Below are 19,383 nucleotides of genomic sequence, written 5' to 3' on the forward strand. Positions count from 1 at the left end.
CCGAGCCGGCGTTGGCCGCCAGCGACAGGATGGTGTCCTGGGCCTTGGCGTGCAGGATCAGGCGGGTGGAATCCGCCTTCGGGTCGCAACCCACGATGAGGATCTTGTGACCCATCTGCGCGAGCGCAGCCAGGGTGTTCTGGGAGGTGGTGGACTTGCCGATACCACCCTTGCCGTAAAACGCGATCTGTCGCAGAGAAGACATCTTGCTCTCCTGATGAACTTCAGCCGGTGTCGGCAAAACGCCTGAGGCGGTTGTGCCGGTCGGGCGGCGCGTCCCCGTTGCCCGGACGTGCCTGTGCCAGTGGCGCTTCGGAGACCGTGCGAGGCCACCGAAGTGGCGCCGCAACGTCTGCAACCCGTTGCCCGCCATAAGAGATAGCAACGACCGTGCCAGCTCGGATCGCAGTCAAAAACTATTCAAATGTAGAGGGATAGACGCCAAGCCCGGCGCAAGGCGCCTGTGTTGAGAACCCGACATCCGCGAAAGCCGCACGACACGGGTCGGGCCTCTGTTGGAAACGAAACACCTTCCACCACTGGCCCCTCCCCTCTCCTGCGGAGACAGGGAGCGGCGGCGCGAACCGCCCTTGGCATGCCACATGGTGGGGTGATCGCCATGCCGCGCAATGGGCCGACGATCAGCGGCGATCGCCGCTTCGGACCAAGCCGGAAGGTCGTGAGAGGCAGGACAACGCGGCCAGAGCCCGCTAAGGCAAGGGCGCGCGGCGCTCCTGGAAGGCAAGAAATGGCAGAGACCGGAGTAGGCTGAGACCCGCAGGAGGCACCGGCGGGCTGCGACGAGGGGCTCCGCATGTGCGCCGTCAGAACGGCGTGCGGCCGGCATCAGAGCCGGCCGCCAAAACCTCAACCGAACATGCGTTCGGCCTTCTTCAGGGCATCGATGAGCGCGTCGACTTCCTGACGGGTGTTGTAGAGACCGAACGACGCCCGGCAAGTGGCGGTGACGCCGAAGCGGTCAAGCAGCGGCATGGCGCAATGTGTCCCGGCCCGCACGGCGATGCCATCCATGTCGATCAACGTTGCCACGTCATGGGCGTGCGCCCCCTTCATCTCAAACGAGATGATGGCGCCCTTTTCCTTGGCGGTGCCAATGACGCGGATGGAATTCATCTCCCGCAGGCGCTCCATGGCGTAAGCCAGAAGATCCTGCTCGTGGGCGCGGATCCGCTCCTTGCCGATGGAGTTGATGTAATCCAGCGCGGCCCCGAGCCCTGCCGCCTCGACGATGGCGGGCGTCCCGGCCTCGAAACGATGAGGCGGATCGCCATAGGTCACCGTATCAAGGCGCACCTCGCGAATCATCTCGCCGCCACCGTTGAACGGCGGCATACCCTCGAGAATGTCGTATTTGCCGTAGAGCGCGCCGATCCCCGTAGGCCCGTAGAGCTTGTGGCCGGTAATGACGTAAAAGTCGCAGTCGATATCCTGCACATCCACGTCCAGATGCACCGCCCCTTGCGAGCCATCCACCAGCACGGGAATGCCGCGGGCGTGGGCGATGCGCGTCACCTCCTTCACCGGGACCGTGGTGCCGAGCACGTTCGACATCTGGGTGATGGCGACGAGCTTGGTGCGCGCCGTCAGCAGCGCCTCGAACTCGTCCAGGAGAAAGTTGCCGTCCTCGTCCACCGGCGCCCATTTGAGCACCGCGCCCTTGCTCTCGCGCAGGAAATGCCAGGGCACGATATTGGCGTGGTGCTCCATGATCGACAGGACGATCTCATCGCCCTCGCCGATATGGGTGCGCCCGAAGGTGGCCGCCACCAGGTTCACCGCCTCAGTGGCATTGCGGGTGAAGACGATTTCCTCATTGCGCCGGGCATTGAGGAAGCGAGCCACCCGTTCGCGCCCCCCCTCGTAAGCCTCAGTGGAGGCGTTCGCGAGGTAATGCAGGCCACGGTGCACATTGGCATATTCGTGGGTGCACACGTGACGCATGCGATCCAGAACCGCCAGCGGCTTCTGGGCCGAAGCACCGTTGTCGAGATAGACGAGGGGCTTGCCGTTCACCTCGATGCCGAGGATTGGGAAATCCTCGCGCACTCGCATGACGTCATAGCCGCCGTTGGTCACAGCGGGATGCATGAATCTCACTTCCGCTCGATGAGCCAGGTTCGGGTCGCGTCGCTCAGAGCCGCGCGGACCCCTTCATGAGCGATACCATCAATCACCTCGCCAACGAAAGCCTGGATCAGGAGCGCCTCCGCCTCTTTCTCGGGAATGCCGCGCGCCATGAGATAGAACTTCACCTGCTGATCGAGCGATCCGGTGGTGCAGCCATGGCCGCATTGCACGTCGTCAGCGAAGATCTCCAATTCCGGCTTGTTGTCGGATTCCGCCGTGTCGGAGAGGAGCAGCGCGCGGCTCATCATGCGTGCATCGGTCTTCTGCGCGCCAGGGCGCACCGAAATCCGGCCCTGGAAGATATCCTGCGCCGCGCCATCCACCACAGCCCGGAACTGCTCGCGGCTCTGGCAATGGGGCGCGATGTGCTCCATGGCCAGCAGCGTGTCGCTGTGCTGCTTGCCCGCCAGCAGACTGACGCCGCCGATGCGGGCTTCGGTGCCCGCGCCATCCAGTTGCACCAGCATCTGGTTGCGCACCGTCGCCCCGCCGATGGTGAAATTGGTGTTCGCGAAGGTCGCGGACGCCCCAACCTGTGCCAAGAGCGTGGCGATGTGCAGCGCCTCACCGCCCTCAAGGGTCAGCTTCAGCCGATCCAGCTGCGCGCCGTCTCCCACCACAGCTTCCAGGGTGGTGTTGATCTGGTAGGCGACGCCAGACGGCCCCTCGTGGCTTTCCACCAGGCTCAGGCGCGCGCCCTCACCCAGCACCACCAGGGAGCGCGTGAACATGGCCACCGCCGCCGGCTCGGTGGCGACGAACACCAGGTGCAGGGGGCGAGTGACCAGAGCGCCGGGCGCCACCGAGATGACGAGGCCATCACCCATGAAAGCGGTGTTGAGCGCCAATGCGGCATCGGAGCTCGGCACCGTCTGGCCCAGATGCGTCGCCACCAGAGGATCCCCGACGGCCAGCGCGCTGGCCAGCGAGGTAATCGTGAGGCCGCTCTCAAGCCCCGCCAGATCAGAGATATCCGGCGCGAACGCGCCGTTCACCACATAGAGCCGCCGCAGATCCATGCCCGCCAGCATGGGACAGGCCGCAGCCGCCCCAGCGACCTGCTCAGGGGTCGGCAGCAGCGCCAGAGGCGGCGCGTCCCGCAGCAGCGTGCGCAGATCCGTATATTTCCAGCTTTCCACGCGGCGATGGGGCAGCCCCGTGGCGGCGAAGGCCTCGAAGGCATCGACCCGACGCGCGGCAACCGCCGCATCGCCCGGAAGGCGGGACTTGAGGGTTGCGAAAGCGTCGGCCAGGGCCAACTCTGCGGCGGTCTTCATGAGGCGGATTTCGGCTGCCATGGTCGTCACGCCGCTTCGTTCTGATACTGTGCGTAGCCGGTGGCTTCCAGCTCCAGCGCCAGCTCCTTGCCACCGGTATGAACGATCCGCCCCGCAGCGAACACGTGGACCACATCGGGCACGATATAATCGAGCAGGCGCTGATAGTGGGTGATCACCAGGAACGAACGGTCCGGCGAGCGCATGGCGTTCACGCCGTTGGAGACCACCTTCAAGGCGTCGATGTCGAGCCCGGAGTCCGCCTCGTCCAGGATGCTGAGGAACGGTTCCAGCAGCATCATCTGCAGGGTTTCGTTGCGCTTCTTCTCGCCACCGGAAAAGCCGACATTCACCGGACGCTTCAGCATGTCGGTATCGATGCCGAGCTGTTTGCCCAGCTCCCGCACCTTGCGCACCAGCTCGGGCGACGTCAGCTCCGGCTCGCCGCGCTGCTTGCGCTGGCTGTTCGCCGCCGTGTGCAGGAATGCCATGTTCGACACGCCCGGGATCTCCAGCGGATACTGAAAGCACAGGAACATGCCCTGCGCGGCCCGCTCGTCCGGCGACAGGGAAAGAAGATCCACGCCACGGAACAGCACCTCGCCGGAGGTCACCTCATAGCCTGGCTTACCGGACAGCACATAGGACAGGGTCGACTTGCCGGCGCCGTTGGGCCCCATGATGGCATGCACCTCACCCGGATTGATGGTGAGATTCATGCCATTGATGATCTTCCGTCCGCCGGTGATCTCGGCATGAAGATCGCGGATTTCCAGCAAGGGGGCCATGACACGGATCCTCTGGTTCAAGATGTCGACGACGGGTTCAGCCGACGCTGCCTTCAAGACTGATGGAGATGAGCTTCTGAGCCTCGACGGCGAATTCCATGGGCAGCTGCTGCAACACATCGCGCACGAAGCCGTTCACGACCAGCGCCACCGCGTCTTCCTGCGACAGACCGCGCTGCATGCAATAGAACAGCATGTCCTCGGAGATCTTGGAGGTGGTCGCCTCGTGCTCGAACTGGGCGGAGGGGTTCTTCGCCTCGATATAGGGCACCGTGTGCGCGCCGCAGGTTTCGCCGATGAGCAGCGAGTCGCAATTGGTGAAGTTGCGGGCGCCGGTGGCCTTGCGGTGGGCCGAGACCAGTCCGCGATAGGTGTTGTTGGATCGCCCGGCGGAAATGCCCTTGGAGATGATACGGCTGGTGGTGTTCTTGCCCAGATGGATCATCTTGGTGCCCGAATCCACCTGCTGGCGGCCATTGGAGATGGCGATGGAATAGAACTCGCCCGACGAGCCTTCCCCGCGCAGCACGCAGCTCGGATATTTCCAGGTGATGGCCGATCCGGTTTCCACCTGGGTCCAGGAAATCTTGGAATTCCTGCCGCGGCAATCCCCGCGCTTGGTCACGAAATTATAGATGCCGCCACGCCCCTCGGCATCGCCCGGATACCAGTTCTGGACAGTAGAATACTTGATCTCTGCATCGTCCAGGACCACCAGTTCCACCACGGCGGCGTGCAGCTGGTTTTCGTCGCGCATGGGCGCCGTGCAGCCTTCAAGATAGGACACGTAAGCGCCCTTGTCGGCGATGATCAACGTGCGTTCGAACTGGCCGGTGTTCTTCTCATTGATGCGGAAATAGGTCGACAGCTCCATCGGGCAGCGCACCCCCGGCGGGATGTAAACGAAGGAGCCATCGGAGAACACAGCGGAGTTCAGAGTGGCATAATAATTGTCGGTGGTGGGCACCACCGTGCCGAGATACTGACGGACCAGGTCAGGGTGTTCGCGAAGCGCCTCCGAGATGGGCATGAAGATCACGCCGGCGGCCTTCAGCTCCTCCTTGAAGGTGGTGGCCACCGAGACACTGTCGAACACCGCGTCCACCGCGATCTTCGGCCGCTCACCCTCGGGAATCTCGACGCCGGCGAGGACCTCCTGCTCCCGCAGGGGGATACCGAGCTTCTCGTAGGTCTTCAGAATCTCGGGGTCGACCTCGTCGAGGGATTTCGGCGCCTTAAACTTTTTCGGTGCCGCGTAATAATAGAGATCCTGAAAGTCGATTTGAGGAAAATCAACGCGCGCCCAGGTCGGCTCCGCCATATTCAGCCAACGGCGGTAGGCATCCAACCGCCACTCTAGCATCCATTCAGGCTCATCCTTGCGCGCCGAAATGAATCGGATGACCTCCTCGGACAAACCCTTGGGGGCCTTTTCCGATTCGATATTGGTTTCAAAGCCGTATTTATACTGGTCGACGTCGATGGAGCGAACCTGTTCGACTGTGTCCTGTACGGCCGCCATTTTGTCCTCCGTTCAACTTTTCAGTCTCACGCGCACCCAGCCTGGCGCACCGTCTTGGCATCCGGACGCGCCCGTCAGTGGCGCCGTCCGCTCGAAACAGCCGCCTCCAACGGAAGCAGCCACGATCCTGAAAGTTCCCCGCGCCCACCTTGGGCCGAGCACCCCGGTCAGCCCCCAGGCCACCGGCCTCAGGGGATGAGCGCTTGACCGGAAAGGGAGAGCCGCCGACGGATGCAAAGCACCGCGCCGGCCACTCTGCCGCAAGGGGATGAGCGAGGGCCACCGGGCCGAACACCCCTTCGCGCAGATCCCGTCCGGCAGAACGTCAGGCTGGCACGCAGGTATTCTCCACCGGACACACCGCGGCGCACTGCGGGGAGTCGAAGCTGCCCTCGCATTCGGTGCACTTCTTGGGGTCGATGATATAGGTGTCGTTCTTCATGCGGATGGCGGCGTTCGGGCATTCAAACTCGCACGCGCCACACACGGTGCATTGAGAGGTAATGATCTTGTAGGCCATGGGCTAGCTCCGCATTGTGCAGATGATGGCAGGCAAGATCTCCTTTCAAGCCGCGTGCCAGATCATAACATATTGATCTGGAATTATTATTTTTCAGACTGTCGGGACTTGTCGCTGTCGCGGCCCCGACATGCTGTCGCAAGTGCGACAGCCCGTCAGAAGCGCTTGATCTCGATGTCGTGCTTCTTCAGCGCGTAGCCGATCTGGCGGGGCGTGAGGCCCAGCAGGCGCGCGGCCTTCGCCTGCACCCAGCCGGCCCTCTCCATGGCATCCACCAGCCGCTCCCGCTCCGACATGTCGTCGAACTCGGGGGACGCGGCGCGTACCAGCGGCGAGGACGCCGGGGCGGGCCCGGCCAGAGCGCCCGGCAGCGCCGGGACAGGAACCGTGACCGACGCCGGCGGTACGCCGAAGGCGCCGTGCGGGGCGGTATTGGAATTGGCCGGCTCGGACGCCGCGGCCCCCGCGCCATGCGCAGCGGCCACCACCGGCAGAGGAATGTCCACCGGCCGCCGCGTGGCGATATCGGTGGGATTGCGCCACAGCAGCGCCGACAGGCATTCGTTGTGACGACAGGCAAAGTCGTCGCTGTGGATGGCGCTGCCCTGGGCCAGGGTGGCGGTGCGCTGCACGCAGTTTTCCAGCTCGCGCACGTTGCCGGGGAAGCCGCAGTGCATCAGCACGTCAATGGCGTCGCGGCCGAACAGCAGGTCGCGCCCGTTGTCGCGGTTGAAGCGGTCCAGGAACTCATTGGCGAGCAGCGGGATGTCGCCGCGGCGGTCGCGCAGGGAGGGCACCAGCACCGGGATCACCGAGATCCGATAGTAGAGATCGGCGCGGAACTCATTGCGCGCCACGGCCTCTTCCAAATTCCGATTGGTCGCGGCCACCACCCGCACGTTCACCTTAATTGTGTGCGTGCCGCCGACCCGCTCGAACTCCTGCTCCTGCAGCACCCGCAGCAGCTTGGCCTGGAAGGCGGGGGAGATCTCGCCGATCTCGTCGAGGAACAAGGTGCCCTTGTCGGCGAGCTCGAACCGGCCCTTGCGCGCGCCCACGGCACCCGTGAAGGCGCCCTTCTCATGGCCGAACAGCTCGGATTCCAGAACGGATTCCGGCAGAGCCGCGCAATTGAGCTTGATGAACGGCCCCTTGGCGCGGCCGGACAATTCATGGATGGCTTTGGCGATCAGCTCCTTGCCGGTGCCGGACTCCCCACGCAGCAGAACCGGGGAATGGGACTTGGCGACGATGGTAATCTTGTCCAGCAGCGCGCGAATCTCGGGGCTGTCGCCGACGATGCCGTCCACATAGACCTTTTTGCGCTCGCGCATGGGCTTGAGCTCGGACAATTCCTTCTGAAGGCGGCCACTCTCCGCCATCAGCCGCTCGCGATCGCGCGACACCACGCGATGAAGCTGCACGGTCTGGCCGATCAGGTTGGCCACCATGGTGAGGAAGCGCACATCGGAATCAAGCCGGAACACCGAGCGCCCGTCCCACACCCGATCGATGGTGAGCGTGCCGATGACCCGCGACGCCACGCGGATGGGAACGCCGATGAACGACACCCGCGTGTCGTCCGTCGCACCAAGGGCGGTGACGTCCGCCGGGCTGAACGCGGGATGGGAAGAGACATTCTCGGCGATCAGCGGCACCGCGGTGGCAATCACCTGGCCGATGGCCTTCTCCGGCAGCCGCGCGCGATAGCGCTCGTCCGTTCCCTCGTTCCACCCGGCGCCGACCGTAATGTCGGGAATGCCATCGTCCTCCAGCAGCGAAATGACGCCGTGGCGCATCTGCATGAAAGAGGAGAGAAGATTGACGACGCTCGACAGAGTGGTTTCCAGGCGGGTCGGAGCCGTCAGGATCTTCGAGATCTCATAGATCCCGGTAAGGGCCACATCGCTCAACGAGACGAGCGGCACATGCGCGTGCGCGGCATCCCGCTCCACCGAAACCACATCTTCAAAGGGCATGGTGCTTTCTCCGTCACCCCGACCGTTCCCCCTCACCCATTTTGTCTGTTTAGCGACATTTTGATTTAGTTTGGTTCTTATGTCGTGCACAACCTGAAGGCAAAACTGCCCAATAAATATGCGTAGACATATAACAGTCTGGCGTCATGCGAGAATTCGATCCGAGATATTTCCTTATCTTTTTCGTCGCATCACCGTTCTGACGGGTTCGGCCGGGCTGCGCGACCGAGACTCGGAAGAATTCGAAAGCCAGAGGGGACGGATCCGACATTTCATGTCGCGCACATGTTGCGAACCGCTCGCGATTTCTGCTGGCAACCACGGTTCAACTTCTCTGATCCCGACCGTTTCAGTATTCGTATACAAACAAAGAAGTCGTCACGGCCTGAAGCCACGGACCTCAGATGAACAGGGCCAGGCGCGCGGCCGCGGCGGCCGCCCCCTCCCCCCGCAGAAACTCCGGCACCTCGGCGGAAGGCATGGGCCGCCGGAACAGGAAACCCTGCGCATATTCGCAGCCGCGGTCGCGCAGGAAGCGGGCCTGCCCCGCGGTTTCGACCCCTTCGGCCACCACCCGCATGCCGAGATTGCGCCCGAGCTCGATCACGGCACACACAATCGCCGTGTCAAACGCATCCTGCTCGATGTCCTTCACGAAACCGCGGTCGATCTTGATGGTGTCGATGGGCAACTGCTTGAGATGGATGAGGCCGGCATAGCCGGTGCCGAAGTCGTCGAGCGCCACCCGCACCCCAGCACGGTAGAGTTCATCCAGCGTCGGCGCGAGATGATCGGAATTGCGACCGAGAAAGACAGTCTCGGTAATCTCCACGTCGAAGCGATCCGCCTCCACGCCGGCCGCATGAAACTGCCGCAGAAGCCGGCTGGCGAGGTCCCGGTAGGTGAACTCCGCCGGTGACAGATTGATGGCGATGCGACCGCAGTCGTAGCCCGCCTCGATCCAGCCCCGCACGTCGCTGGTGACCTTGCGCACCATGCGCTCACCGATCAGAACCGACAGCTCCCGGTCCATCAGCGCCATCTCAAACGCGGCAGGGGCCAGCACCGTGTGGGCCGAGCGGCGCCAGCGCACCAGGGCCTCGAAGCCCGCCAGGCGACCGGTCGTCAGCGACACCTTGGGCTGGTAATAGGGCACGATCTGGTCATCGGCCAGCGCCCCCATCATCTCCCGCAGGAGCGTGAGCCGCTCGGACACCACCTGGCGCATGGCCGGCGCATAGATCATGACCCGGTTCCGCCCCTGCTGCTTGGCGGCATAAAGGGCGAGGTCCGCGTCCTTCATCAATTCGCTGTAGCTGCAATCATGCTCGGGACACGACGCCACCCCGACGCTGGCCTTGGTGGAGAGCTGGCGCCCCTGGTGGGGCACCGGCCGCCGCAGGTCGGAAACGATCCGCTGCGCCAGCCGCCGGCCGACATCCAGCGCATCTGGCGCCACCAGCAGCACGACGAATTCATCGCCGCCCAGCCGTGCCACCACACCGCGCTCACCCACCAGGGCGCGCAGGCGCAGGGCGGTTTCCGACAACACCACATCGCCGGCATCGTGACCGAGGGAATCGTTCACGTCCTTCAGGCTATCGAGGTCGATCAGCATCAGGCACACCCCCTGCCCCGCCGGCCGGGTGGCGAGCGCCGCCTCCAGCCGCGCGTGGAAGGCCGGCCGGTTGGGAAGGCCCGTCAGCGCATCATGGGTGGCGGCATGGCGCACCTGCAGCTCGATGGCATTGCGCTCGGTGACGTCGATCACCGCCGAAACCAGGCCCGGGGCCCCCTCCATCTCGATCCGCGCGGCGGCCAGCAACACTTTCCGCGCGCTGCCGTCGGACAGGCGGATGCTGGTCTCGAAATCGGTCACGTAGCCGTCCTCATCCAGCCGCGCCATCAGTTGGCTGCGATCGCCGGGCTGCACGTAAAGGTCGAGGATGCGCACCGAGGGGACCAGATCGGCGGACGTGCCGTAATAGCGGCGCGCCGCCTCGTTGAACTTCAGCACCTCCCCGCCGTCGCGCGTGGTCACCACCAGCGGCAGCGGCACGGCATGGAAGGTCTTCTCCAGGAGGTTTTCGCTCTCGCGCAGCCGCTCGTTGGTGCGGCGCTGGGCCGCCACCGCCGCCCACTGCAGACGATCGCGCCGATTGGCCCGCGACAGCACGATGATCAGGGCGGCATTCAGCGTCGCAACGGCCACCGTAAGCCCGATGGAGACCCGCCAGGGCTCGGCGAAATCGATATAGCCGATCAGCAGCATCACGCTCACGCCCACGCCGCTGCCGACGGACAGCCAGAAGGCGGCCGGCACGGTGAGATAGAGGATCGTCGGCAGCAGCACCACCACGAACAAGGCGAGCTCGCTGCGGGTCGCCACCAGCACCGCCACGCCCGCGCCGGTCACCCATTGCCAGAGCACCGAGACCGCATCGAGCTGCCGGGCGGTGCGGACAGCATCCACCGCCACCAGGCAGATCAAGGCGATGAAGATCACGGCGAAGCGCGCCGAGAGGGCCACCACGAAATGCGCGGTGCCCTCGAACCGCCAGTCGCTCAGGAGAAAAAGGGCATTCAGCACCGCCGACAGGGCGAACATGATCCGCACATGTCGCTTCAGCTCATTCAGACGATCGGCGCGAAACGCCGCCTCCCGCTCGGGATCGGCAAACTCCCCCCCAAGTGCGGTCAGGCGCAGGTCATCAGCAGTCTCCGACTGCGCCATCGCTCTCGTCCCCCCAAGAACCTCGACTGAACAGCAAAAGTGTAATCGTCACATAAAGATGTTGCCAGCGCGCCAGCGGCAAGCCCGGCATTTTTTCCGCCCCCAGGTTGTGCGCATCCCCGCTCCAGACGCATCCCGCAAAGAGATGATGCGGCCTGCCGCTCGCCTCGGCGCGACGCGCAGGCTATATGCGCTTTGAGCCACCGGGCGACCGGCGGCCTGTCCCGTGGCCCACACTCCGGAGCCGGCCGATGCTCGGCGCGCAGCGCATTCTCCTCATCATCGGCGGTGGCATCGCCGCCTATAAGTGTCTCGACCTGATCCGCCGGCTCAAGGAGCGCGGCGCCACCGTTCGGGTGATCCTCACCGCCGCCGCCCAGCAGTTCGTCACGCCGCTGGCCGTGGGCGCGCTCTCGGGCGAGCGGGTGTTCTGCGACCTGTTCGATCTCACCGCTGAGCACGACATCGGCCACATCCGCCTGTCCCGTGAAGCCGACCTGGTGGTGGTGGCCCCGGCCACCGCCGACCTGATGGCGAAGATGGCCCAGGGGCATGCGGATGACCTCGCCAGCACCGCTCTGCTGGCCACCGACAAGCCGGTGCTCATCGCCCCGGCCATGAATCCGCGCATGTGGGCCCATCCGGCCACCCGGCGCAATCTGGCGCAGTTGCAGGCCGACGGCATCGCCGTGGTGGGCCCCAACGCCGGCGCCATGGCCGAGCGCGGCGAGTTCGGCGAAGGGCGCATGGCCGAGCCGCAGGAGATTCTCGATGCCGTCATCGCCCGGCTCGACGCCACGCGCGCCGCGCCGATGCCCACCGTCCTGGCGGGGCGCCGGGTGCTGGTCACCTCCGGCCCCACCCACGAGCCCATCGACCCGGTGCGCTACATCGCCAACCGCTCATCCGGCAAGCAGGGGCACGCCATCGCTGCGGCCGCAGCCGCAGCCGGCGCCGAGGTGGTTCTGGTGAGCGGACCGGCCGAGGCGCCGGATCCGGCCGGGGTTGAGGTCATTCATGTGGAGAGCGCCCGCGACATGCTGGCGGCCGTGGAGAACAGCCTGCCGGCGGATGTCGCGATATTCGCCGCAGCGGTGGCCGACTGGCGGGTGGCCGACGCCGCCAGCCAAAAGATCAAGAAGGGCCCGGCCGGCGCGCCCATCCTGACGTTGGTGGAGAATCCGGACATCCTCGCCACCATTTCCCGCCACCCCACGGCCCGCCCCCGGCTGGTGGTGGGCTTCGCCGCCGAGACCCAGACGGTGCTGGAGAACGCCCAGGCCAAGCGCGCCCGGAAAGGCTGCGACTGGATCGTCGCCAATGACGTTTCCCCAGAGACCGGCATCATGGGCGGCGACAGCAACACCATTCATCTGGTCACCGCCACAGGGGTCGAGGACTGGCCTTCGGCCTCAAAGGTCGAGGTGGCCCATCGCCTGGTGGCGCGCATCGCCACCGCGCTCGAAGGAGAATAGATATGACTTCCCCTGCACCGCGCGTGCGCGTGCAACGCCTGGACGGCGCCGACGACCTGCCGCTGCCCGCCTATGCGAGCCCCGGCGCCGCCGGGCTCGACCTGTGCTGCGCCGTGCCCGCCGACGCGCCGCTGACCCTGGCCCCGGGCGCCTTCGTGGCCGTGCCCACCGGGCTCGCCCTGGCGCTGCCGCCCGGCTTCGAGGGCCAGGTGCGGCCGCGCTCGGGGCTGGCGCTGAAACACGGCATCACCGTGCTGAACGCGCCCGGGACGGTGGACAGCGACTATCGCGGCGAGGTGAAGGTGATCCTCATCAACCACGGCCCGGCTCCGGTGACCTTCACCCGCGGCATGCGCATCGCACAACTGGTGGTGAGCCCCGCGCCGCAAATAATGCTGGAAGAATCCGGGGATTTGGGAGAAACTGCACGCGGCGCCGGTGGTTTTGGTTCAACGGGACTATCCGGCATGTGAGGTTGGATTAGTTACAGTCAAATGCCGCGTTTATCCGACAAGAGCCTTCTCGCCATCGCCGCCGTGGTGGATGTCGCCGTCCATGCGCGCGGCACCCCGGTTGCCGCCAAGGCCCTTGCGGCGCGCCACGGCCTGCCGCCCCGGCGGCTGGAACCGGTGCTGCAGGCGCTGGTGCATGCCGGCGTGCTGAAGGGCGTGCGCGGCCCCCGTGGGGGCTATGAGCTCGCCCGCGAGCGGCGCCGCATCTCGGTGGCTGAGATTGTCCGCGTGGTGGAAGGGGCGGAGGAAGAGAAGGACATCGTTCTGCCTCCGCTGGTCAGCGACGTCGTGCAACCGGCTGTGGCGGCGGCGGAGGCGACCTTCGACACCGCCCTCGACGCGGTCTCGCTGGAAGACCTGTGCCAGGCAGCCGATGGCAGCGGCCATGGCTTCGCCCCGGAACGCATTGATTTTGCCATTTGACGACCCGCGGCGCGGGTCCGACATCGTCTGAATTCAAGGAGCTCACCATGGCCGATTCCGCAGCCAAGGTCATTCCCGCCAAACTGCCCCGCCCGGGCCGTGGCTTCGTCTACGATTCCATCACCGACACCATCGGCAACACCCCGCTGGTGCGCCTCAAGCGGCTGCCGCAGCTGCGCGGGGCCAAGGCGGAGATTCTCGCCAAGCTCGAGTTCTTCAATCCCATCAACAGCGTCAAGGACCGCATCGGCGTGGCCATGGTGGATGCCATGGAGCAGGCCGGCGTGCTCGACGCCGACACCGTGCTGGTGGAGCCCACCTCCGGCAACACCGGCATCGCCCTTGCCTTCGTGGCGGCGGCGCGCGGCTACCGCCTGATTCTGGTGATGCCGGAGAGCATGTCCATCGAGCGCCGCAAGATGCTGGCACTGCTGGGCGCCGAGCTGGTGCTGACCCCCGCCAACCTCGGCATGAAGGGCGCCGTGGCCAAGGCCGAGCAGCTCATCCAGGAACTGCCGAAGGCGGTCATGCCGCAGCAGTTCAAGAACAAGGCCAATCCGGAGGCCCACCGCCGCACCACCGCGGAGGAGATCTGGAACGACACCGACGGCAAGGTGGACGCGGTGGTGTCCGGCGTCGGCACCGGTGGCACCATCACCGGCATCGGCCAGGTGCTCAAGGCCTACAAGCCCGCCATCCGCATGGTGGCGGTGGAGCCCGAGGATTCCCCGGTGCTGTCGGGCGGCGCCCCCGGCCCCCACAAGATCCAAGGCATCGGCGCCGGCTTCGTCCCCGAGGTGCTGGACCGTGCCGTCATCGACGAAGTGGTGACGGTGGGCAACCAGACGGCCTTCGACACCGCGCGCGCGCTCGCCCGCTATGAGGGCATCCCCGGTGGCATTTCCTCCGGCGCCGCCATCGCTGCCGCCCTCGAGATCGCGGTGCGGGACGATATGGCCGGCAAGACCATCGTTGCCATCGTCCCCTCCTTCGCCGAGCGCTATCTGTCCACGGCCCTGTTCGAGGGGCTCTGAGTCCCGCCGCAACAGTGGCCCGATCATCCTCAGGGACGGCGCGCACCGCACGCCGTCCCTTTTGCATGTCTCAGCGGAGGTAGACAGGGGCTGGGGCGAGGTCGCACGATGGATATGGCCGAGAGGACTGGCCCGACGGACCACCGACCTCTGATGTCTACGCCTGACCGCCGCACATGAGGTCCGCGCCGAAGCCGGCGCCTCGACCTCAGTTCCCTGGCTCCCCGTCCGCACTGACCGTCCCCGCGTCCCGCGCCAGCCGCATCAAGGCCGCGTGCCGGGCCACGTCGTAGTGGATGCTGCCCTGCAGACGCGCCCGCCGCGCCTGGCGAAGCGCCCGCAGCAGATCCAGCGGCGCCGGATAAAGAACCCGCAGCGCCGCCGTGCCGCGCTCGACCTGGGCCTTGCCGTCTTCCGCTCGAAAGGCGCGAATGCGCGTCCGGTGAATTTTCGCCTCGCTCGCCCTCATGCTCCATCCTCCGAGAGGCAAACACTGTGCCCAAGGCCGGAACAAGGGGGATAAGTTCCTAGAACGATGAAGCACCATCGGCGGGCGAAAAATCACGCATATCATTACAAAATAATATTTTTTATTCACCTCACTTAGGCGATGCGCAGCCGGAGCATCCCCGTGCCCTTGCAGCGCCGCATGATGGGTGTAGGAAAAGATACCTACTATTCGAGGTTGCCATGCCTGAGTTTGAAGTTGTATCTGCGCACCTCCAACCCGCCCCCGGCCGCACCACCGGTGCCCGTGCGCAGGGCCGAACCGCAGATGGCGCCCGGATCGCCATCGCCCTGGTGGCGGCCAGCAGCGGCATCGCGACGGACGCCTTGCTCAATCTGAAGCGTTCCTCGGCACCGGTGGCAGCCGCCCGTCAGCTGGCCATGTATGTCGCCCATGTGGGCCTCGGCCTGTCCCAAGCCGATGTCGCCCGCGTGTTCCAGCGCGACCGCACCACCGTGGCCCATGCCTGCCGCCGCATCGAGGACCTGCGCGATGGCACCAGCTTCGACCGTCGGGTCAGCCTGCTGGAAGCCTGCGCCCGCTGGGCCGTGGAGGATTGAGGCATGCCTGCCGGTCAGAACGCCCCACACCCCGGCGCCACCGCCTCCTGCGAGGGCACCCCCGCGTCGCGGACCACCCGGCCCCGACGCCGCAAAGGATCGCCGGCATCCGCCAGCGCCGCGCCGCCAGCACCGTCTCTGAATCTGGCGGAAAGCCCGCTCACCTGGCTGGCACGGCGCAACGGCAAGGATGGGCGGCCGCTGGTGGACGAGGCCCAGCTCGCCGCCGGCGAGCGCCTGCGCGCCGACTTCACCCGCGCCCAGCTCACGCCCCGCGTCACCAGCAACTGGTCGGCGCTCATCACCAGCGGCCGGAGCCCCGAGGCCTTCACCGACATGGTCCTGGCGGCGCGCCAGCGGCTGCGCCACGCGCTGGCGGCCGTGGGGCCCGAGCTGTCTGGTGTGCTGCTGGACGTCTGCTGTTTCCTCAAGGGGCTGGAGGCGGTGGAGGGGGAACGCCGCTGGCCGCCACGCACCGCCAAGGTAGTGCTGGGACTGGCCCTTCAGCGCCTCGCCGCCCACTACGGCCTCGCTACCACCGCCCGGGGCCGGGCCCGTGGCACCATCCGCGCCTGGAGCGCCGACGACGACCCTCCCGCCTGACCCTCTTGGTATCGGCGCCTCGTCCGCATGCCCGCGGCGCAGGCCTCCCGCGCGGCCGGCGCCGGCCGCGCATGGCGGAAAAGGCTTCCTTTCGCCCGAATTCGCACTAAGACAGCGGTCATAATGTTGCGTTGCCCGGGGTCGATGCGCACGAAGGTGTCGGCCCCGCACCCGCGCATGAGAAGGCGAAGAGGAACATGCCCCAATACCGCTCCCGCACCTCCACCCACGGCCGCAACATGGCCGGCGCCCGCGGCCTGTGGCGCGCCACAGGCATGAAGGACGGAGATTTCGGCAAGCCCATCATCGCGGTGGTGAATTCCTTCACCCAGTTCGTGCCGGGACACGTGCACCTGAAGGATCTCGGCCAGCTGGTGGCACGCGAGATCGAGAAGGCAGGCGGCGTCGCCAAGGAATTCAACACCATCGCGGTGGATGACGGCATCGCCATGGGCCATGACGGCATGCTCTATTCGCTGCCATCCCGGGAGATCATCGCCGACAGCGTCGAGTATATGGTGAACGCCCATTGCGCTGACGCCATGGTGTGCATCTCCAATTGCGACAAGATCACCCCCGGCATGCTGATGGCGGCGCTGCGCCTCAACATTCCCGCGGTGTTCGTTTCCGGCGGCCCCATGGAGGCCGGCAAGGTGCTGCTCTCCACCGGGCCGAAGAAGGTGGACCTCATCGACGCCATGATCGCGGCGGCCGACGACAAGGTCACCGATGCCGACGTGCAGGTGATGGAGCGCTCCGCCTGCCCCACCTGCGGCTCGTGCTCCGGCATGTTCACGGCCAATTCCATGAACTGCCTCACCGAGGCGCTGGGCCTGTCGCTGCCCGGCAACGGCTCCATCCTCGCCACCCATGCGGACCGCAAGCGGCTGTTCGTGGAGGCCGGCCACCTCATCGTCGATCTCGCCCGCCGCTATTACGAGCAGGACGATGCGCGCGTGCTGCCGCGCGCCATCGCCACCTTCCAGGCGTTCGAGAACGCCATGACGCTGGACATCTCCATGGGCGGCTCCACCAACACGGTGCTGCACCTTCTGGCCGCCGCCAACGAAGGCGAAGTGCCCTTCACCATGGCCGACATCGACCGCCTTTCCCGCAAGGTGCCCGTGCTGTGCAAGGTGGCCCCCGCCGTGGCCGACATCCATATGGAAGACGTGCACCGGGCCGGTGGCATCATGGCCATTCTCGGCGAGCTCGACCGGGCCGGCCTCATCCATAGTGATCAGGCCACCGTCCATGCGCCGACGCTGAAGGACGCCCTGGACCGCTGGGACGTGAAGCGCACCACGGCGGAGAGCGTCACCACCTTCTATCGCGCCGCCCCCGGCGGCGTGCCCACCCAGGTGGCCTTCAGCCAGGCCAGCCGCTGGGACACCCTGGATACCGACCGGGAAAAGGGCGTGATCCGCGATCTCGCCCACGCCTATTCCAAGGATGGCGGCCTTGCGGTGCTGTTCGGCAACATCGCCCTCGATGGCTGCATCGTGAAGACGGCGGGCGTCGATGCCTCCATCCTCACCTTCAAGGGCCCGGCCCGCATCTTCGAGAGCCAGGACGCGGCGGTGGAAGCCATTCTTTCCACCGGGCGCATCCAACCCGGCGACGTGGTGCTGATCCGCTATGAAGGTCCGCGCGGCGGCCCCGGCATGCAGGAGATGCTGTATCCGACCTCCTACCTGAAGTCGAAGGGCCTCGGAAAGGCCTGCGCCCTGGTCACCGACGGGCGCTTCTCCGGCGGCTCCTCAGGCCTGTCCATCGGCCACGTCTCGCCGGAAGCGGCGGAAGGCGGCGCCATCGGCCTCGTGGAAGAAGGCGACATCATCGAGATCGACATCCCGAACCGCATCATGCGCGTGGCGGTGAGCGACGAGGTGCTCGCCACCCGCCGCGCCGCCATGGAGGCGAAAGGCGATCTGGCCTTCAAGCCGGAGAACCGCAAGCGCGTGGTGTCGCAGGCCCTTCAGGCCTATGCGGCGCTCACCACTTCCGCCGCCCGCGGCGCCGTGCGCGACGTGCGCGGCCTCAAGCGCTGACGCTCCGGTCCGGGCCGGCCATGGGGCCGGTCCGGCCGTTATTCCTGGTCGCTTGCCCTGCGTCCTCTATCGGCAGGTGAGCCTGCCATCCTCATTGGCAATGTCACGGCCGCCCGTGCACCAGCTGGGCGCGGTGGTCGCCTCCACCCAGCGGCCCCTGCGATCCTGACAGCTGGCCTTCAGCCAGCCCGCCACCATGCGAATGTCCCGACAGCTCGCCATGTAGGACCCCGGCGGCGCGCGCTCACCGAAGCCGCCGCCAGCAGCGCCGGCCTTGCAGGTCAGGCGGCCATCCTCATTGGCGATGTCATTGCCCGGCGCGCACCAGCTCGGCGCGGTGGTGGCTTCCACCCAGCGGCCGCTGCGGTCCTGGCAGCTGGCCTTCAGCCAGCCCGCCACCACGCGCACGTCACGACAGCTGTTGAGATAGCTGCCCGGCGGCACGGACTGAGCCTGGGCCGGCATCCCGACCATCAGCGCGGCAAGGGCCAGCCCGCCGCCCGCCACTATCAGCTCCCTCACTCCCATGCCCGGTCCCTCATGCCGTCGGCCCATCGGATATGGAAAAGGGGGCGTGCGCGCACACCCCCTTTTCGACCTTGGGTCAGCGGCAGACCAGCCGACCGTTGATGTTGGCGATATCGCCGTGGGCCGAGCAGGTCCTCAGGTTGAGCTGATTGGGCCGCCAATTGCCGCGCGTGTCCCGGCAGGCCGCGCCGAGCCAGCCGTCGATGACGACGGCATTGCGGCAGCTCTGCAGATAGGAACCGGGCGGCAGCGGCCCACGGGGCGGCCCCGGCGGAGGACCGGGCGGCGGCCCCGCCCGACGCTCGCACCACAAGCGACCGTTCACGTTGGAAATGTCGCCACGGCAGGAGGGGAAATTGTCCAGACGGCTGGTGGTGAACACGCCGCGCTGGCGGGTTTCACACAGGGCCACCAGATTCCACCCGCGCACCTGAATATCGCGACAGGTGCGCATGTAGCTGCCGGGCGGCAGCGGCTGCGCATCCGCCGGCAGCGGTGCCACGGCCACACCTATCAACACGGCGAGCGCGCTCGCCCACATCGACCACCATTTCATGAAAACCCCCGTCCGAGCATTCGGATCTGGTCTGCACAACGCGCGGCCCTGGACACGGATGCCGCCTTCCCCGCATCGACAGCACCCCAGGGCTTCGCTAAGAAGCAAACTATACGAGCGCGCCGCGCTTGCGCAGGTGGACCAACGGGAAAATGCGGGCCGAAC

At 66.3% G+C, this 19,383-nt stretch carries 18 protein-coding genes; 7 read left to right on the top strand and 11 right to left on the bottom strand.

Annotated elements, in window-relative coordinates; all coding sequences use genetic code 11:
* From MEU52_RS20200 to MEU52_RS20235, 8 genes are all read right to left on the bottom strand, one after another.
* Nucleotides 1-205: AAA family ATPase (locus MEU52_RS20200; protein WP_238120313.1), on the bottom strand; the 205-nt coding region annotated here is incomplete at its 3' end.
* Between the two features lie 662 nt (nucleotides 206-867).
* Entirely contained in the window at nucleotides 868-2,109 is a 1,242-nt protein-coding gene (locus MEU52_RS20205) for a cysteine desulfurase (protein WP_238123600.1), read from the bottom strand.
* A gap of 5 nt (nucleotides 2,110-2,114) precedes the next feature.
* Entirely contained in the window at nucleotides 2,115-3,446 is a 1,332-nt protein-coding gene (gene sufD / locus MEU52_RS20210; protein ID WP_238123692.1) for a Fe-S cluster assembly protein SufD, read from the bottom strand.
* Nucleotides 3,447-3,451: 5 nt separating this feature from the next.
* On the bottom strand, nucleotides 3,452-4,213 hold the full coding sequence (gene sufC / locus MEU52_RS20215; RefSeq protein WP_238123601.1) for a Fe-S cluster assembly ATPase SufC: 762 nt from the start codon (nucleotides 4,211-4,213) through the stop codon (nucleotides 3,452-3,454).
* A gap of 37 nt (nucleotides 4,214-4,250) precedes the next feature.
* The gene (sufB, locus tag MEU52_RS20220) at nucleotides 4,251-5,735 is read right to left on the bottom strand and encodes a Fe-S cluster assembly protein SufB (protein WP_238123602.1); all 1,485 of its coding nucleotides are present in this window, start codon (nucleotides 5,733-5,735) and stop codon (nucleotides 4,251-4,253) included.
* 325 nt (nucleotides 5,736-6,060) lie between these two features.
* Nucleotides 6,061-6,255, bottom strand: coding sequence for a 4Fe-4S dicluster domain-containing protein (locus MEU52_RS20225; RefSeq protein ID WP_238123603.1), 195 nt, complete (start codon nucleotides 6,253-6,255; stop codon nucleotides 6,061-6,063).
* Nucleotides 6,256-6,410: 155 nt separating this feature from the next.
* Nucleotides 6,411-8,234, bottom strand: a complete 1,824-nt coding sequence (gene nifA, locus MEU52_RS20230; protein ID WP_238123604.1) for a nif-specific transcriptional activator NifA — start codon at nucleotides 8,232-8,234, stop codon at nucleotides 6,411-6,413.
* Between the two features lie 400 nt (nucleotides 8,235-8,634).
* Nucleotides 8,635-10,968, bottom strand: coding sequence for a putative bifunctional diguanylate cyclase/phosphodiesterase (locus MEU52_RS20235; RefSeq protein ID WP_238123605.1), 2,334 nt, complete (start codon nucleotides 10,966-10,968; stop codon nucleotides 8,635-8,637).
* Nucleotides 10,969-11,219: 251 nt separating this feature from the next.
* On the opposite strand from MEU52_RS20235, the gene coaBC reads away from it, so the two are divergent.
* From coaBC to cysK, 4 genes are read left to right on the top strand one after another with little or no spacing between them, the layout of a single operon-like run.
* Nucleotides 11,220-12,443, top strand: a complete 1,224-nt coding sequence (gene coaBC, locus MEU52_RS20240) for a bifunctional phosphopantothenoylcysteine decarboxylase/phosphopantothenate--cysteine ligase CoaBC (protein WP_238123606.1) — start codon at nucleotides 11,220-11,222, stop codon at nucleotides 12,441-12,443.
* A gap of 2 nt (nucleotides 12,444-12,445) precedes the next feature.
* Entirely contained in the window at nucleotides 12,446-12,916 is a 471-nt protein-coding gene (gene dut, locus MEU52_RS20245; protein WP_238123607.1) for a dUTP diphosphatase, read from the top strand.
* 21 nt (nucleotides 12,917-12,937) lie between these two features.
* Nucleotides 12,938-13,378, top strand: a complete 441-nt coding sequence (locus MEU52_RS20250) for an RrF2 family transcriptional regulator (protein ID WP_238123608.1) — start codon at nucleotides 12,938-12,940, stop codon at nucleotides 13,376-13,378.
* Nucleotides 13,379-13,425: 47 nt separating this feature from the next.
* Nucleotides 13,426-14,412, top strand: coding sequence for a cysteine synthase A (cysK, locus tag MEU52_RS20255; RefSeq protein WP_238123609.1), 987 nt, complete (start codon nucleotides 13,426-13,428; stop codon nucleotides 14,410-14,412).
* A 208-nt stretch (nucleotides 14,413-14,620) separates the two neighbouring features.
* Here cysK and MEU52_RS20260 read toward each other — a convergent pair whose 3' ends face one another.
* Complete coding sequence (locus MEU52_RS20260; RefSeq protein ID WP_238123610.1) at nucleotides 14,621-14,881, bottom strand: hypothetical protein; 261 nt, start codon at nucleotides 14,879-14,881, stop codon at nucleotides 14,621-14,623.
* A 221-nt stretch (nucleotides 14,882-15,102) separates the two neighbouring features.
* Here MEU52_RS20260 and MEU52_RS20265 point away from each other — a divergent pair, with 221 nt between their 5' ends.
* From MEU52_RS20265 to ilvD, 3 genes are all read left to right on the top strand, one after another.
* Complete coding sequence (locus MEU52_RS20265; protein WP_238123611.1) at nucleotides 15,103-15,480, top strand: helix-turn-helix domain-containing protein; 378 nt, start codon at nucleotides 15,103-15,105, stop codon at nucleotides 15,478-15,480.
* Nucleotides 15,481-15,483: 3 nt separating this feature from the next.
* Nucleotides 15,484-16,083, top strand: coding sequence for a DUF6456 domain-containing protein (locus MEU52_RS20270; RefSeq protein WP_238123612.1), 600 nt, complete (start codon nucleotides 15,484-15,486; stop codon nucleotides 16,081-16,083).
* A 197-nt stretch (nucleotides 16,084-16,280) separates the two neighbouring features.
* Nucleotides 16,281-18,134 carry a dihydroxy-acid dehydratase gene (gene ilvD, locus MEU52_RS20275; protein ID WP_238123613.1) on the top strand — a complete coding sequence of 618 codons (1,854 nt, stop codon included), beginning with the start codon at nucleotides 16,281-16,283 and terminating at the stop codon, nucleotides 18,132-18,134.
* Nucleotides 18,135-18,200: 66 nt separating this feature from the next.
* Here ilvD and MEU52_RS20280 read toward each other — a convergent pair whose 3' ends face one another.
* Nucleotides 18,201-18,662 carry a CVNH domain-containing protein gene (locus tag MEU52_RS20280; RefSeq protein ID WP_238123614.1) on the bottom strand — a complete coding sequence of 154 codons (462 nt, stop codon included), beginning with the start codon at nucleotides 18,660-18,662 and terminating at the stop codon, nucleotides 18,201-18,203.
* A 76-nt stretch (nucleotides 18,663-18,738) separates the two neighbouring features.
* Complete coding sequence (locus tag MEU52_RS20285; protein WP_238123615.1) at nucleotides 18,739-19,218, bottom strand: CVNH domain-containing protein; 480 nt, start codon at nucleotides 19,216-19,218, stop codon at nucleotides 18,739-18,741.
* Between the last annotated feature and the right edge of the window lie 165 nt (nucleotides 19,219-19,383).

Origin of the sequence: Xanthobacter sp. NM-25 (genome assembly GCF_022138605.1) — a bacterium.
GTDB lineage: Bacteria > Pseudomonadota > Alphaproteobacteria > Rhizobiales > Xanthobacteraceae > Xanthobacter.

Bases quoted from the DNA above. Each gene is read 5' to 3' on its own strand.
- sufD (WP_238123692.1), bottom strand. From the start codon at position 3,446: ATGGCAGCCGAAATCCGCCTCATGAAGACCGCCGCAGAGTTGGCCCTG.
- MEU52_RS20265 (WP_238123611.1), top strand. From the start codon at position 15,103: ATGCCTGAGTTTGAAGTTGTATCTGCGCACCTCCAACCCGCCCCCGGC.
- coaBC (WP_238123606.1), top strand. From the start codon at position 11,220: ATGCTCGGCGCGCAGCGCATTCTCCTCATCATCGGCGGTGGCATCGCC.
- ilvD (WP_238123613.1), top strand. From the start codon at position 16,281: ATGCCCCAATACCGCTCCCGCACCTCCACCCACGGCCGCAACATGGCC.
- nifA (WP_238123604.1), bottom strand. From the start codon at position 8,234: ATGCCCTTTGAAGATGTGGTTTCGGTGGAGCGGGATGCCGCGCACGCG.
- MEU52_RS20285 (WP_238123615.1), bottom strand. From the start codon at position 19,218: ATGAAATGGTGGTCGATGTGGGCGAGCGCGCTCGCCGTGTTGATAGGT.
- MEU52_RS20280 (WP_238123614.1), bottom strand. From the start codon at position 18,662: ATGGGAGTGAGGGAGCTGATAGTGGCGGGCGGCGGGCTGGCCCTTGCC.
- dut (WP_238123607.1), top strand. From the start codon at position 12,446: ATGACTTCCCCTGCACCGCGCGTGCGCGTGCAACGCCTGGACGGCGCC.
- sufB (WP_238123602.1), bottom strand. From the start codon at position 5,735: ATGGCGGCCGTACAGGACACAGTCGAACAGGTTCGCTCCATCGACGTC.
- MEU52_RS20235 (WP_238123605.1), bottom strand. From the start codon at position 10,968: ATGGCGCAGTCGGAGACTGCTGATGACCTGCGCCTGACCGCACTTGGG.
- MEU52_RS20260 (WP_238123610.1), bottom strand. From the start codon at position 14,881: ATGAGGGCGAGCGAGGCGAAAATTCACCGGACGCGCATTCGCGCCTTT.
- cysK (WP_238123609.1), top strand. From the start codon at position 13,426: ATGGCCGATTCCGCAGCCAAGGTCATTCCCGCCAAACTGCCCCGCCCG.
- MEU52_RS20225 (WP_238123603.1), bottom strand. From the start codon at position 6,255: ATGGCCTACAAGATCATTACCTCTCAATGCACCGTGTGTGGCGCGTGC.
- MEU52_RS20205 (WP_238123600.1), bottom strand. From the start codon at position 2,109: ATGCATCCCGCTGTGACCAACGGCGGCTATGACGTCATGCGAGTGCGC.
- MEU52_RS20270 (WP_238123612.1), top strand. From the start codon at position 15,484: ATGCCTGCCGGTCAGAACGCCCCACACCCCGGCGCCACCGCCTCCTGC.
- MEU52_RS20250 (WP_238123608.1), top strand. From the start codon at position 12,938: ATGCCGCGTTTATCCGACAAGAGCCTTCTCGCCATCGCCGCCGTGGTG.
- sufC (WP_238123601.1), bottom strand. From the start codon at position 4,213: ATGGCCCCCTTGCTGGAAATCCGCGATCTTCATGCCGAGATCACCGGC.